This is a genomic window from Kitasatospora sp. NPDC053057 (assembly GCF_044546945.1).
GTDB lineage: Bacteria > Actinomycetota > Actinomycetes > Streptomycetales > Streptomycetaceae > Kitasatospora.
Genome location: NZ_JBITZP010000011.1, coordinates 125,322 through 138,760, shown reverse-complemented (window position 1 = coordinate 138,760; position 13,439 = coordinate 125,322). Strand labels below are relative to the sequence as shown.

The window sequence follows — 13,439 nt, the reverse complement described above, 5'->3', positions numbered from 1 at the left end:
CGGGCTGCGTCAGTCCCAGAGGAGGCCGTCGACGGCCACGGCCGGTCCTGCCGCGTGGAGCGCCCCCGTGGCGCGCACCTGCGGGTGCTCCTGCCCACCGGGCTGCCCGCCGGACTGCCCGGCGACGGCGGTCGCCAGGACGATGGCAGCGGCGCAGGCCGCACGGACGACGTGGATGCGAGAAGTCATGGCGGTGCCCTCATCGGAAGTGGGAGAGAGGTGGCCGGGTGAGCCCCCGGCGGGCGCCCGGCACCGGCCGGAGCGACGTGTCCATCCTCGCCGACCGGATTCCTCCGGGGGAACGGGTTCAGGACCGGCAAAACCGTCCAGGCCGCTTTGTGACACCCGCTCACCTGCGTAGACCCGGCCGTGTATCGCTCGTAGATGCCCGACGTGCAGGCTGGACGCAGATCCACCGGGTGACCACAGGAGGGAAGGCGGTGTCCGTGACGCTCTGCCTGGAGACGCTGGACCGGACGGTGTACGAAGAGATGCTCAGCCACACGGCGCTGGGCGTGGACGAGCTCGCGGCCAAGCTGGACGTCGGGCCCGACCGCATCCGCGACTGCCTCGACAGGCTGTTCGCGCTGCAGTTGGTCCAGGCGTCCTTCGAGACCCCCAGCAGGTTCACCGTCGTGGACCCGGTCCTCGGGATGAAGCGACTGCTGGAGCAGCAGCACGAGGAACTGGTCCGGAGCCACCGCCAGGCGGCAGGCAGCCAGCAGGCCCTGATCAGGATCCTGGCCGGCGCGGGCGGCGGCGCCCAGCAGGCGGACGGCGTCGAGCGGCTGGCCGGACTCGACGCGGTGCAGCGGCGGCTGGAGCGTCTGGCCCTGGAGGCCGGGAACGAGATCCTGACCTTCATGCCCGGCGGGCCCCAGTCCCCCGCCTCGTTGGAGGCCGCCCTGCGCAACGACGCCCTCGTCCTGCAGCGCGGCGTGGCGATCCGCACCATCGGCCTGGACGCCGTCCGCGGCGACGCCGCGACCCTGCGCTACACCCGCGCGCTGGTCGGGCGGGGCGGTGAGTTCCGTACGGCCGCCGCGCTGCCGACCCGCATGGTGGTGGTCGACCGGGCGTACGCCCTGGTGCCGATCGATCCCGGGGACAGCCGCAAGGGCGCGCTCTTCCTCTCCGCACCGGGCATGATCGCCCCGCTGCTCGCCCTGTTCGAGCGGGAGTGGGGAGCGGCCGTACCACTCGGCAGCGGCACGTCCGATGCCTCGTACGTGCCGAACGAGCAGGAACGTTGTCTGCTGGCCCTGCTCGCGCAGGGCCACACCGACGAGTCCGCCGCGGGCCAACTGCACATCTCGGCCCGCACCGCCCGGCGGATCATGGCGTCGATCACCGAGCGGCTCGGCGCCCGCAGCCGCTTCGAGGCCGGCCTGCGCGCGGCCCGGCTCGGCTGGGTCTGACCGTTCCCGGGCCGTGAGCAGGACCCGCCCGACGGGTGACGTGCCAATGCCATGATCTTGACCCTTAGGATGACGTCCCGTACACCGGCGTGCACCCAGGACTGGAGACCAGCCGCCGGTGAGAGCTGTGCGGCCTCGGGGGGACTGTGGAATTCTTCGTGCTCGGACCTGTGGGCATACGCATCGGCGGGCCCGTCGTGTCCGGTGGCCCGCCCCAGCAGCAGGCGACCCTGGCCGCGCTGGCTCTCCGTTCGGGCAATGTGGTTCCCCTCCACGAACTGATCACCGCCGTGTGGGGCGAGGCGGCACCGGAATCCGCGGTGATGATCCTGCGGACGTACGTGTGGCGGCTGCGCAAGCTCCTGGAGGCCGGTGGCCGCGATCCGCAGGTGCTGGCGTCCGCGAACGACGGCTATCGGCTCGCGGTGCCGCCGGCGTCGGTCGACGCCTTCCGGGTCGAACAGCTGGCCGCCGACGCGGCGCGCGCTCGCGAGGCGGGCCGCTACGACGCGTCCGCCGAGTCGCTGGCCGAGGCCGTTTCGCTGTGGCGGGGAGAGCCGCTGGCGGGGGTTCCGGGGCCGTTCGCGCAGAACCAGCGCTCCCGCTTGTCCGAGCTGCGCCTCCACCTGCTGGAGGAGCGCTTCGACCTCGACGTCCTGATGGGGCGGCACGCCCAGGCGGTCCCTGAACTGACCGGCTTCATCCACGAGGAGCCGCTGCGCGAGCGACCGTACGGGCTCCTGATGCGCGCGCTGTACGCTGCCGGGCGTCAGGGCGACGCCCTGGCCGTGTTCGCCAAGGCGCGCGAGGTGCTGGCGGACCAACTCGGGCTGGACCCGGGCCCCGAACTCCGCGCGCTGCACGGCCGGATTCTGGCTTGCGACCCCGAACTGGTCGCCCCGGTACCGGCACCCGCCGCCACCGGAGCGGCGTCGGCGCGGGCGGAGGCCGGCGACGCCGGGGAGCCGGGTCCGACCCCCTTCGTCCGCCCGGCCCAACTCCCCGCCGGCATCGCCGACTTCACTGGCCGGACCGCCGAACTCGCCGCCCTGTCGGACGCCCTCGCCGACCGGGACCGCACCGCCCTGGCCGTCGCCACCGTCAGCGGGATGGGCGGCATCGGCAAGAGCGCGCTGGCCCTGCGGGCGGCGCATCAGGTCAAGGAGGAGTTCCCCGACGGCCAGCTCTACGCCGACCTGCGCGGCACCGGCACGGACCCGGCCGATCCGGGAACGGTCCTGGCCAGTCTCCTGTCCGCCCTGGGGGTGCCCCGGCGGGAGATACCCGGCTCGTTGGAGGACCGGGCCCGGCTGTTCCGGACAGTCCTCGACGGACGCCGGGTGCTCCTCCTGCTCGACGACGCGCGCGACACCGCCCAGGTCAAACCCCTGCTCCCGGGGTCCGCCCGGTGCGCGGTGATGGTGACCAGCCGGGCCCGCCTCGCCGGCCTGCTGTCGGGCAGCCACGTCCAGCTGACGGAGTTCAGCCCGGCGGAAGCCCTGGGCCTGCTGAGACAGATCGTGGGCCCGGAGCGGGTCGACCGGGAAGGGTCCGCCGCGGCCGCGCTCGTCGGCGCGTGCGCCCAGCTGCCGCTCGCGGTGCGCATCGTGGCCGCACGGCTGGCGGCCCGGCCGGGCTGGACGGTGGCACACCTCGTGGTCCGGCTGGCCGACCAACGGCGACGACTGGCCGAGCTGCGGGCCGACGACCTGGCAGTCGCCGCCGTCTTTGAACTCGGCTACCGCCAGCTGACGGACCGACAGGCGGCGGTGTTCCGCCGGCTGGCCCCCATCGCCCGGCCGAGCATCGGTCTGGCCGCCGCGGCCGCGGCGCTGGACCTGGCGGAGGCGGACGCGGAGACGCTGCTGGAAGCGCTGGTCGACGCCGCGCTGCTCGAATCGCCGGAACCCGGCCGGTACCGGCATCACGAACTCGGCCGGGACTTCGCGCTGAACCTGACCGGACCGCACACCGATCCCCCGGACGAGGACGACAGCGCGGTGCAGCGTCGCCTGCTCCACCACCTGATGGGAATGGCCGCCGAGGCTTTCCAGCGGATCGTGCCCGGGGACCCGGTGCACAGCACGATCACCGCCACGACCGCGGAGCCGGGCGACGAACGGCTCGGGGACCTGGCCGAGGCCCGCGCCTGGGTCGTCGCGGAGTTCGACTTCGCGCTCCATGCCGTCCAGCTCGCGCTCCGACGGCAGGACGGCGCCGAAGCGGAGCTGCTGACGGTGGCCGCCGACCTCCTGGTGGCCCTCAGCTCGTTCGGCCAGGACATCCCGTACGCACGCATAGCCGTCACCGCCGAGGCGCTCGCCCGGGCCGCGGCGCTGAGCGGGAACCACCGCGCGGCCGGACGCGCCCGTTTCATCTGCGGCAACGCGGCCCTCCAGGCCACCCAGTTGACCCACGCGCGCGCCAACTCCCAGATGGCGGTGGAGGCGTGCCTCCAGGCCGGCGACCGCGCCATCCTCCAGCAGGCGTACAACGACCTGGGCGTCATCGCCCAGTTCGAGCAGCGCTACGACGACGCGGCCGAGTGCTTCGACCGGGCGTTCGCCCTGGCCCGGGAGCAGGGGCACCGCTCGGGCGCGCTGACCATCACGCTCAACGCCGCACTGGCCAGGATCCGCGGCGGTCGCGCCACCGAGGCGCTGCCCGCCTGCGAGGAGGCGCTGGACGCGCTGCGCGCGCTGGCGGACCACCACGGTGTCGCACACGCGCTGTGCGTCCGCGGCCAGGCCCTGCACGAACTGGGCCGCCTGCACGAGGCGCTGGCCAGCTACGAGGAGTGCCTCGACCTCTGCGAAACCGTACGGATACCGGGCCAGCAGGCACAGGCACGCTACCGGTACGCGGACACCCTGAACGGTCTCGGCCGCACCGAGCCCGCGCTGGACGCGGCGGCCAAAGCGGTGGCCTACCTTCGCACCGTGCCCGACCGCTACCGGGACCAGGGCTACGCCCTGCTGATCCACGCCCGCATCTCGCTCGACGCCGGCCACCGTGACGACGCGCTGACACATTCCCGCGAGGCGCTGGAGGTCTTCACCCGGGCCGGACTGCCCGAGGCCGCGCAAGCGCGCCTGATCGTGGACACCACCGCTGCCCCGCTTCCGGCGGCCTGAGCCGGAGATCGCAGCGGGCGGCCCTTTCGGGATCGCGTCGGCGCTCGTCGGCGGTCTTGTGGAACGGCGACCGGGTCGTCGTCCCAGTCGGCGAGCGGTGCCACCGAGGGGGACGACCCGGTCCCACCGCCCGCGCTCGGACGCCGTCAGGCCTTGGTGTTGAACTCCGTGGTCCCCTTGTCGGACCGGTCCGCCGAAGAAGCCAGTCGCGTGTCACCGGAGTGGCCCGCGTCGGCCACGGTTCCCAGGACGGCCAGGACGGCGGCCAGGGCGGCGGGAACGAGGAAGGCCAGACGGTGCTTGACGGACTTCTGGATGCGCTGCACGAGAGACCCCTGTCTGTTCGTCCAGGAGCCCGTGGGTGACACCTGGCTTGCGAGTTGTTCTGCGACCGACTATCGCAGGGCTCCATCTACATCTCATATACGCGCCGAGCACGGGGCCGTCGCACGGCTGAGAGCGACACGGTTCCCCGTGAAGCGCACCGCCCGGCCGCACCCAGACCGGGCCGGCGTCGCCGTCCTCGCCGTGCCGGGCGGATCACCCCCGCGTCGGCGGGGAGCACCGGGGCCGGAGCAAGTTGTGGCGTAAGCACTCCGGATCACCCCCGCCGGCGCGGAGGTGATCCGCGTCCAGGGTGCTGGACATGATGGCACCGTCGGCCGGTGGCGGGGCCGAGCTCGGCCCCGCCAGACTTGATCGCTGCAAGCCGCGGTTCACTGATCCACTCCTGCTCGTCATCGGCCGGCGAGCCTTCCTGGATCACGCCGGGTCGCTGGAGACGAGCCCGTCTGGCAGCCCTTCCGGCGGGCGGGGAGAATGGTGATCGCAAGGCTTGCCGCCGCGAGACGCGGAGTTGGTAACTGGTGTGAAGAGCTCCCCTCGCCCCGCCGAGTCCGCCACGCCGCTCGCACCCGGGCCCGGCGCCGGTGAGAAGGGGCTCAGGTCGGGCGCCCTGGGGCTGTTCTCGTCGGTGGCGATCGGGATCTCCTCGACCGCGCCGGCGTACAGCCTGGCGGCGACGCTCGGAGTGATCGTGGCCGGGGTGGGACTGCAGGCCCCCATCATCACCATGTTGGCGTTCGTGCCGATGCTGCTGATCGCGTACGCCTACCGGGAGCTGAACGCCGTCGACGCCGACTGCGGGACGACCTTCACCTGGGCCACCCGCGCGTTCGGCCCACGGGCCGGCTGGATGGGCGGCTGGGGACTGATCGCCGCCGACGTGATCGTGATGGCGAACCTGGCCGAGATCGCCGGCATCTACGGCTTCCGGCTGGTCGGGCTGGAGTCGCTGGCGACCAGCCGGGTGTGGACCACCGTGGCCGGGATGGTCTGGATCGCCCTGATGACGGCGGTCTGCTACGTGGGCATCGAGGTGTCGGCGGCCATGCAGCGCTGGCTGCTCTGCCTGGAGGTCGCGGTCCTGCTGCTGCTCGCCGTCACCGCCCTGGTCAAGGTCTACACCGGCGGCCCGCCGACCGCGACGCACGTCTCCGCCTCCTGGTTCAATCCGCTGAACATCCCCTCCACCCAGGCGCTGACCACCGGGGTGCTCGCCGCGGTGTTCATCTACTGGGGGTGGGACACCGCGCTCACCGTCAACGAGGAGACTGCGGACAGCCGGCACACTCCTGGGCGGGCCGCCGTGCTGTCCACCGTGCTGCTGCTGGTCATCTACGGTCTGGTCGCCACCTCGGCGCAGGCCTTCGCCGGGGTCGGCCCCACGGGCATCGGGCTGGCCAACCCGGACAACTCCGGAGACGTGCTCTCCGGCCTCGGCGGGGCGGTGTTCGGCACCGCCGGGCTCGGCCAAGCGCTCACCAAACTGCTGATCCTGATGGTGCTGATCTCGGCGGTCGCCTCCACCCAGACCACCATCCTGCCGACCGCCCGCACCGTCTTCTCGATGGCCGCGCACAAGACCGTGCCGGCCGGCTTCGCCCGCCTGCACCGCCGGTTCCTGACCCCGACCTGGTCGACCGTCGGCATGGGGCTGGTGTCGATCGCCTTCCTGGTGGTGCTCACCTCGGTCAGCCACAACGTGCTGGCCGACTCCATCGGCTCGGTGGGCCTGGCGATCGCCTTCTACTACGGCCTGACCGGCTTCGCCTGCGTCTGGTACTACCGCCGGGTGCTCACCCGCAGCCGCCGGGACCTGCTGTTCAAGGGCGTGCTGCCCGGGATCGGCGGGCTGATCATGCTGTTCCTGTTCTGCTACGCCGCCTTCCACGTCTACGCCGCCCCCGGCTACGGCGCGACCTCCGTACGGCTGCCGCTGCTCGGCCGGGTCGGCGGGGTGACCGTACTGGGGCTGGGCGCGCTGCTGATCGGCGTGGCGCTGATGCCGGTGGTCACCCGGGAGCACACCGCGGCGCTGCGGCTGCAACGCAGCCTGCTGCCGCATCGGCTGCCGGCGCTGAGCGCGGTCGAGTCGGCCAGCCGCTACCTGCCGGCCGACACCCGCTCCGGGGTGGGCGGGGACTGGTATGACGTCATCCCGCTGTCCGGCAGCCGGGTCGGCCTGGTGGTCGGCGAGGTGCTCGGCCACGGCCTGCGGGCCGCCGCCGCGATGGGCCGGCTGCGGGCCGGCGTCCGGGTGCTGGCCCGGCTGGACCTGGATCCGGAGGAGCTGCTCGCCCGCCTGGACGACGTGGTGCGCGAGGAGGACGACCCGGGCAGCCCGCCCGGCGGCGTGACCTGCTTGTACGCGGTGTACGACCCTGTCGACGGCCGGTGCAGCCTGGCCCGGGCAGGCCACGCGCCGCCCGTCGTGGCCGACCCGGCGGGCGGCGTCCGCTACGCGGAGCTGCCGGCCGGGCGGCCGCTGGGGCTGGGTGGCCCGCCGTTCCAGCGCGCCGAGCTGGACCTGCCGGCCGGCAGTCTGATCGCCCTGTACACGGACGGCCTGGTGGAGGCCGTCGACGGTCGGCGCAGGCTCGCCGAGACGCTGGCTGGGCTCCGCCGGCCGCTGGAGAGCCTGTGCGACGAGGCGCTGGCGACCCTGCTGCCCGGGCCGGTGGACGACGATGCCGTCCTGCTGCTGGTCCGCACCCGCCGGCTCGACGCCGGGCAGGTCACCGACTGGGAGCTGGCGCCCGACCCGGCGGCGGTCGCCCAGGCGCGGCGCCTGATCACCGGGCGGCTGGACGAATGGGGCCTGGCGGAGCTGGTGTTCACCACCGAACTGATCGTCAGCGAGCTGGTCACCAACACGATCCGGTACGCCCCCGGGCCGGTCCGGGTCCGGCTGATCCGGGACCGCAGCCTGATCTGCGAGGTCTCCGACACCGGGCACACCTCGCCGCACCTGCGCCAGGCCGCCCGGGACGACGAGGGCGGGCGCGGCCTGTACATCGTCGCCCAGCTCACCGAGCGCTGGGGCACCCGCTACACCGAGGACGGCAAGACCATCTGGACCGAGCAGGCTCTGCCCTCCGAGGGCTGACGACCACGACCGGGCCGACCGCGACCGGCGCCCCCGCCGACCGGTGTCCCCGTCCGCAAGGCGGGCGTACCCGCCGAAGGACGGCGGCCTTGCGCCGGCACCGCATCCACGCGCCCACGTCGCACTCGTCCAGCTCCGCGCGGGCCGCATCGGGCGAGCCGGGGTGTTGATGTGGCGCTGCCGGTCGATCCAGGAGAGGAGAGGCGCTTAACTGTGGAATGGGGGAAACGACGCGGTTGTGGGGACGAGCGGGACAGAAGGGCAGTCCGGTGGCTGATGTCTCGAACACGAGGGTGTGGCGTTCGCCGCGATTCCTGCCCAGGTGGTCGCACCGGGTCACGATCGGTGGCTATGTGCTGGTCGCGGTCGCGGTGGCGCTGGATTTCGCCAGCGGGCCCGGTGTCACGTTCGCCCCGATGCTCGCCGCCCTCCCCGTGCTGGCCGGTGTGGGCGCCCGCCGGGCCTCGGTCCCGCTGGCGGCCGGGGCGGTCGCCTGCGCGATCGTCGTCGGCCTGGCGACCTACGACGCCGACGTGCCCGCGGTCGTGATGGCGACCGCGGCGGCCACAGTGGTCGTGGTCACCTTCTTCAGCTGCGCCAACGTCGTGGTGGTGACGGCCCAGGAGCGGGAGCTGGCCAGGGTCCACACGGTCGCCGAGGCCGCGCAGCGCGCCCTGCTGCGCCTGGTGCCCCGGCGGATGGGGCCGCTGGTGGTCGCGGTGCGCTATGTGGCGGCGGAGGCCGAGGCACGGATCGGCGGGGATCTGTACGAGGTGATGCCGACCCCGTACGGCGTGCGGTTGTTCCTCGGCGACGTGTGCGGCAAGGGCTTGGCCGCGGTGGAGACCGCGGCCGACGTGCTGGGGGTGTTCCGTGAGGCCGCGCGGGCCGAGCCGGATCTGGCGAAGGTGGCCAGGCGACTGGACTCGGCGCTCGTTCGCCGTCCGGCGAGCGAGGAGTTCGTCACGGCGGTTCTGGTCAGCATCCCCGACACACCGGGACCGGCCGTCGTGGTCAACTGCGGGCACCCGCCGCCGCTGCTGTGCCATGACGGTCAGGTCAGCACGGTCGAGCCGTCCGTCGAGGCGCCCCCGCTGGCGCTGCTCGGCCTGGTCGGCGGGGACTACCACGCCGGGTCGATCGCCTTCGAACGCGGCGACCTGCTGCTGCTCTACACGGATGGCGTGTCCGAGGCCCGGGACACCGCGAGCCGGTTCTACCCGCTCGCCCAGCGCCTGGCCGCCCTGCCGCACGGGGAGCCGGACGCCCTGCTGGACGAGCTGCTCCTGGACGTGCAGGCGTACGTCGGCTCCGGGTTGACGGACGACGCGGCCCTGCTCGCCGTCCGCCGGGAGCGGTGACCGGTTCAAGTCGTCCCCGCAGGCGATCGCCGAGGTCACCAGCCTGCTCGTGGCTGGCAACAGTCGCTGAGACCCGGAGCGTCCCGTCACGCCGGCCGTTGGTGCCTGTACTCCTCCAGCGCTGGCGACGTCCTCATCGCGCGGAAGTTCGTGATGGTGTACTCGGCCAGCCCCGCCACCGAGTACGGGTCGCCCTTGGCGATGTCCTCGATCTGCGTACGGTCGACACCGACCGCCACGATGACCGCGCCATCGCGGGGGTCCTTGGGGCCCGATGCGATGAAGACGCCGGATTCGTAGTGCGAGTCGAGCCAGGCAACGTGCTCGGGGTGGGCCGCTTCGATGCGGTCAAGCGGCGCGGTGTAGGTCAGCTCGAGAATGAACATGATCGACATCATAGCGATGAGTAACCGTCCGGTCGCGCAGAGGCAGCGGCGCGGATCGCCCGCTCCCGGCCCCGCGCCGCTGTCGAGGCCGCCGTCGACGAAGAGCCGACGGTCCATTCAGGCCTCCCGAGCAGCTCCTTCGAGTGGAGATCGGCCGCCACCGGCCGGAAATGGCCCGGCGGACCCGCCGACGCCCGCACGATGGCGCGCCCGATGCTGGTGGCCAACGGACGGACGGCAGAGATGGTCTCGAACACCCGCGCATACGCACCGCTGGACGGCATGACCATGGTGCTGCGCAAGCTCCCGCAGGTGACGGTGCTGTTCTGGATGCTCAAGACGGTCGCCGTGACTCTCGGAGAGTCCGCCGGAGACCTGCTCGGTATCAGCTTCCAACTCGGCTACGTCACCACCGCGTTCCTCTTTATCGCGTTCTTCCTGGCCGTCGTCGTGGCCCAAGTGCGGACGAAGCGGTTCCGCCCGGCGCTGTACTGGTCGGTGGTGCTGGGCACGAGCATGGTCGGCACCGAGGTATCCGACTTCCTCAACCGCGGATTCGGCCACGGCAGCACCCCCGACGGCATCGGCTACGCCTCCGGCGCCATGGTCCTTACCGCCCTGCTGGCGCTGGTCTTCCTCGTGTGGTGGCGCACCGGGCAGACGTACGACGTGGAGAACATCTCCAGCCGCACCGGCGAGATCCTGTACTGGATCGCGATCCTGGTCTCCAACACCCTGGGCACCTCGAGCGGCGACTGGCTCTCGGACGACACCGGCCTGGGCTTTCGTAACGCCTTCTTGGTCATCGTGGGCATCATGGCGCTGATCGTGGCCGCGTACTACCTGACGTCGATCAATCAGATGGTGCTGTTCTGGCTGGCGTTCATCCTCACTCGTCCCCTGGGCGCGGCCGGCGGCGACGCGCTGACCAAGCCTGCGGCCCAGGGTGGCCTGGGCTGGGGCACGGCGGGCGGCACCGCAGCGCTGAGCGCCCTGCTCCTGACCCTGATCGCCTACCAGACCTGGCACATCGGCCGCCACCCCCTGGCCCCGCTGCCGGTCCCCGTGGACCGGCGCACCGGACAGCCTCAGCGCCCCAACGGAGCCCTGGTCCAACCGGGGATGCCGTTGACCGACGGCGAACCGATCGACACGTAGCTGAACTTGACATCCTCCCCCGGCTAAAGCCTCCTTTTCAGGACCAGGCCCTCCCTTCAAGGGAACTGCACCCATCAACGAGCCGTTTCATGCCGCGCCCACCTAGCGGTTCATATGCCTTATTGCGCATGTAATCCCAACGAAAGGCATGTCATGAGGATCGCAGTCATCGGCGGTACCGGACTGATCGGGTCGCAGGTCGTCAAGAACCTGTGCACCGCCGGACACGAGGCGGTACCGCACTCGAAGTCCTCCGGAGTCGACATCATCAGCGGCCAGGGGCTGGACGAGGCAGTGGTGGGAGCCGACGTCGTCGTCAACCTGACGAACTCCCCGACCTTCGACGAAGCCTCCCTTGCCTTCTTCCAGACCTCGATGGACAACCTCCTGGCTGCGGCCCGCAAGGCCGGTGTCGGCCACTTCGTCATCCTCTCGATCGTCGGCGTGGACCGGGTGCCGGAGCTGGACTACTACCGCGCCAAGGCGCTCCAGGAGAAGATCCTCGCGGCCGGGCCGATCCCCTACTCGATCGTGCGGGCCACGCAGTTCATGGACTTCATGGACGCGGTCCTGTCCTGGACCGCCGACGCCGACACCGTCCGACTGCCCGCCACGCCCATCCAGCCCATTGCCTCCAAGGACGTGGCGGACGCGGTGGCGGAGGTCGCCGCCGGCGCTCCGCTGAACGGCATCCACAACATCGCCGGCCCCGAGATCTTCAGCCTGGACGAGCTGGGTCGGATCACCCTGTCCCACAAGGGCGACAACCGTACCGTCGTCACCGACCCCACCGCCGGGATGTTCGCCGTCGTCAAGGGCGACGTCCTCACCGACAAGAACGCCCACCTCGCCCCCACCCGCTACACCGACTGGCTCTCCTGACATCCCCGCCTCCTGCGTGACAACGCCCGGCTTCGGGCCCTGTCCCGGCCCGGCGGTCTTTTCGTTGCGCCCGCCGGGTGTGGCGTGAGCCGGACGGGGATCGGGCAGGGCTTCGATTTCCTCGGATTCCACCACCGGAAGGTGGAGTCGTGGAAGTGGCGGGGCAGGTTCTCAATCCTGCGGGGCTGGGGTGCGTACTTCCGCAACGGCAACAGCGGGCGAAAGTTCATGGACCACGCGTTTCACCTACGCGTGGATCAGTCGGCTCGGGGTCTACCGCCTGACCGGGAACGTGCGCGGGGCGACGGCGCATGCCAGTCGGTGAACGATGTCGGAAAGCCGTGTGCGGGAGAACTGCATGCACGGTTTGAAGCGGCGGGGACTGGAAACGGAGCATCAGCCATCGCGCCAGTCCCCGACCCTACTTACATTTCGACTGGGAGGTGGCGGGGTCCGCGGAGCATGGCGCTCTGCCGGTAGGGGGGTGGTTCCTGGACCAGGCGTGCCGTGCCGAGGCGGGGGATCAGCGCGCCGAGCGCGGCCTGGGCTTCGATGCGGGCGAGTGGTGCGCCGTAGCACAGGTGGATGCCGCTGCCGAAGCCGAGGTGCTGGTTGTCCGGGCGGGTGGGGTCGAACCGGTCGGGATCATGGAACCGCTTGGGGTCGCGGTTGCCTGAGGCCAGTGCGAGCACGACGGAAGTCCCCTTGGCGATGGTGATGCCGGCGATGTCCACGTCGGCGAGGGGAATACGTTGCCGCATGTGGACCGGGGGCTCGTAGCGCAGCAGCTCCTCCACCGCGGCCGGTAGCAGGTCGGGTTCGCGGCGCAGTCGGTCCAGCTGGTCAGGGTGGCGCAGCAGGGTGAGGACTCCGTTGGTGATGAGGTTGACGGTGGTCTCGTGTCCGGCGATGAGGAGCAGTACGGCGGTTTCCGCGAGTTCCTCGTGGGAGAGCCGCATGGCCGGGTCGGGTTCGTTGATGTAGGCGGAGAGCATGTCGCCGGTGGGCCGGTCGCAGCGTTGTTCGGCGAGGTTCACCAGGTACTGGCCCATCTCGGTCCGCGCCTGCGCGCCGGCCCGGTCCCGCTCGGCGGAAGACTCCTCGTCGGGTCTGACATCGGCGGAGGCGACGATCGCGTCGGACCATTGCCGGAACCGTGGTTCGTCCTCCTGAGGGACGCCGAGCAGTCGGCAGATGACGGTGACGGGCAGCGGGTAGGCGAAGTCGTCGACGATGTCGATCTGGGTGCGGTCCTGGAGGTTCTGGAGCAGTTCCTCGGTGACGGCGGTGATCTGGCCGCGCATGGCGTCGATGCGACCGGGGCTGTGCGGCGGGCCGAACGGCCGCATGGCCAGGCTGCGCAGTCTGTGGTGCTCGGGGTCGTCGAGCCGTAGGAAGGGCGGCTTCGGTGTCCCCTGGGACGGCTGCGCGGACGGGGCGGTGAGGCTGCGGGGATCGGCACTGATCCGTGGGTCGTGGAGGAGCGCGGTGATCTCGTGGTAGGTGCCGATCAGGTAGCTGCCGTCCGCCTGCTGCACGACGGGACCGGCTTCGCGCAGTTCCGCGTAGAGCGGGTAGGGGTCGGGGCGGTTGGCGTAGTCGGTGATCCGTTCCAGGAGGGTGTCGGCGGCGGCCATGGGGTACGGCTCCTC

10 protein-coding genes are annotated in these 13,439 nt (G+C 71.7%); 6 read left to right on the top strand and 4 right to left on the bottom strand.

Annotation, left to right across the window (positions count from 1 at the left end; all coding sequences use genetic code 11):
* Positions 1-9: 9 nt before the first annotated feature.
* The gene (locus tag ACIG5E_RS14915; protein WP_396533813.1) at positions 10-189 is read right to left on the bottom strand and encodes a hypothetical protein; all 180 of its coding nucleotides are present in this window, start codon (positions 187-189) and stop codon (positions 10-12) included.
* Between the two features lie 251 nt (positions 190-440).
* Between ACIG5E_RS14915 and ACIG5E_RS14910 the strand changes: the two genes are divergently transcribed.
* Together ACIG5E_RS14910 and ACIG5E_RS14905 are read left to right on the top strand one after the other, a co-directional pair.
* Entirely contained in the window at positions 441-1,418 is a 978-nt protein-coding gene (locus tag ACIG5E_RS14910; RefSeq protein ID WP_396533812.1) for a LuxR C-terminal-related transcriptional regulator, read from the top strand.
* Positions 1,419-1,576: 158 nt separating this feature from the next.
* Positions 1,577-4,552, top strand: a complete 2,976-nt coding sequence (locus ACIG5E_RS14905) for an AfsR/SARP family transcriptional regulator (protein WP_396533811.1) — start codon at positions 1,577-1,579, stop codon at positions 4,550-4,552.
* A 146-nt stretch (positions 4,553-4,698) separates the two neighbouring features.
* Here ACIG5E_RS14905 and ACIG5E_RS14900 read toward each other — a convergent pair whose 3' ends face one another.
* Positions 4,699-4,878, bottom strand: a complete 180-nt coding sequence (locus ACIG5E_RS14900) for a hypothetical protein (RefSeq protein WP_396533810.1) — start codon at positions 4,876-4,878, stop codon at positions 4,699-4,701.
* Between the two features lie 542 nt (positions 4,879-5,420).
* On the opposite strand from ACIG5E_RS14900, the gene ACIG5E_RS14895 reads away from it, so the two are divergent.
* Both ACIG5E_RS14895 and ACIG5E_RS14890 read left to right on the top strand, forming a co-directional pair.
* Entirely contained in the window at positions 5,421-8,000 is a 2,580-nt protein-coding gene (locus ACIG5E_RS14895) for a SpoIIE family protein phosphatase (protein WP_396533809.1), read from the top strand.
* A gap of 269 nt (positions 8,001-8,269) precedes the next feature.
* Entirely contained in the window at positions 8,270-9,361 is a 1,092-nt protein-coding gene (locus ACIG5E_RS14890) for a PP2C family protein-serine/threonine phosphatase (protein ID WP_396533808.1), read from the top strand.
* Positions 9,362-9,447: 86 nt separating this feature from the next.
* On the opposite strand, the gene ACIG5E_RS14885 is transcribed toward ACIG5E_RS14890, so the two are convergent.
* Positions 9,448-9,864 carry a YciI family protein gene (locus tag ACIG5E_RS14885; RefSeq protein WP_396533807.1) on the bottom strand — a complete coding sequence of 139 codons (417 nt, stop codon included), beginning with the start codon at positions 9,862-9,864 and terminating at the stop codon, positions 9,448-9,450.
* Positions 9,865-9,948: 84 nt separating this feature from the next.
* On the opposite strand from ACIG5E_RS14885, the gene ACIG5E_RS14880 reads away from it, so the two are divergent.
* The gene (locus ACIG5E_RS14880; RefSeq protein ID WP_396533806.1) at positions 9,949-10,905 is read left to right on the top strand and encodes a hypothetical protein; all 957 of its coding nucleotides are present in this window, start codon (positions 9,949-9,951) and stop codon (positions 10,903-10,905) included.
* A gap of 153 nt (positions 10,906-11,058) precedes the next feature.
* On the top strand, positions 11,059-11,787 hold the full coding sequence (locus ACIG5E_RS14875) for an SDR family oxidoreductase (protein WP_396533805.1): 729 nt from the start codon (positions 11,059-11,061) through the stop codon (positions 11,785-11,787).
* Between the two features lie 425 nt (positions 11,788-12,212).
* Here the strand turns inward: ACIG5E_RS14875 and ACIG5E_RS14870 are convergent, their stop codons facing one another.
* Positions 12,213-13,424 (bottom strand): cytochrome P450, encoded by a 1,212-nt coding sequence (locus tag ACIG5E_RS14870; RefSeq protein ID WP_396533804.1) that lies wholly within the window; start codon positions 13,422-13,424, stop codon positions 12,213-12,215.
* Between the last annotated feature and the right edge of the window lie 15 nt (positions 13,425-13,439).

Coding starts and splice junctions, on each gene's coding strand:
- ACIG5E_RS14875 (WP_396533805.1), top strand. CDS start 11,059: ATGAGGATCGCAGTCATCGGCGGTACCGGACTGATCGGGTCGCAGGTC.
- ACIG5E_RS14915 (WP_396533813.1), bottom strand. CDS start 189: ATGACTTCTCGCATCCACGTCGTCCGTGCGGCCTGCGCCGCTGCCATC.
- ACIG5E_RS14885 (WP_396533807.1), bottom strand. CDS start 9,864: ATGGACCGTCGGCTCTTCGTCGACGGCGGCCTCGACAGCGGCGCGGGG.
- ACIG5E_RS14880 (WP_396533806.1), top strand. CDS start 9,949: ATGGCGCGCCCGATGCTGGTGGCCAACGGACGGACGGCAGAGATGGTC.
- ACIG5E_RS14870 (WP_396533804.1), bottom strand. CDS start 13,424: ATGGCCGCCGCCGACACCCTCCTGGAACGGATCACCGACTACGCCAAC.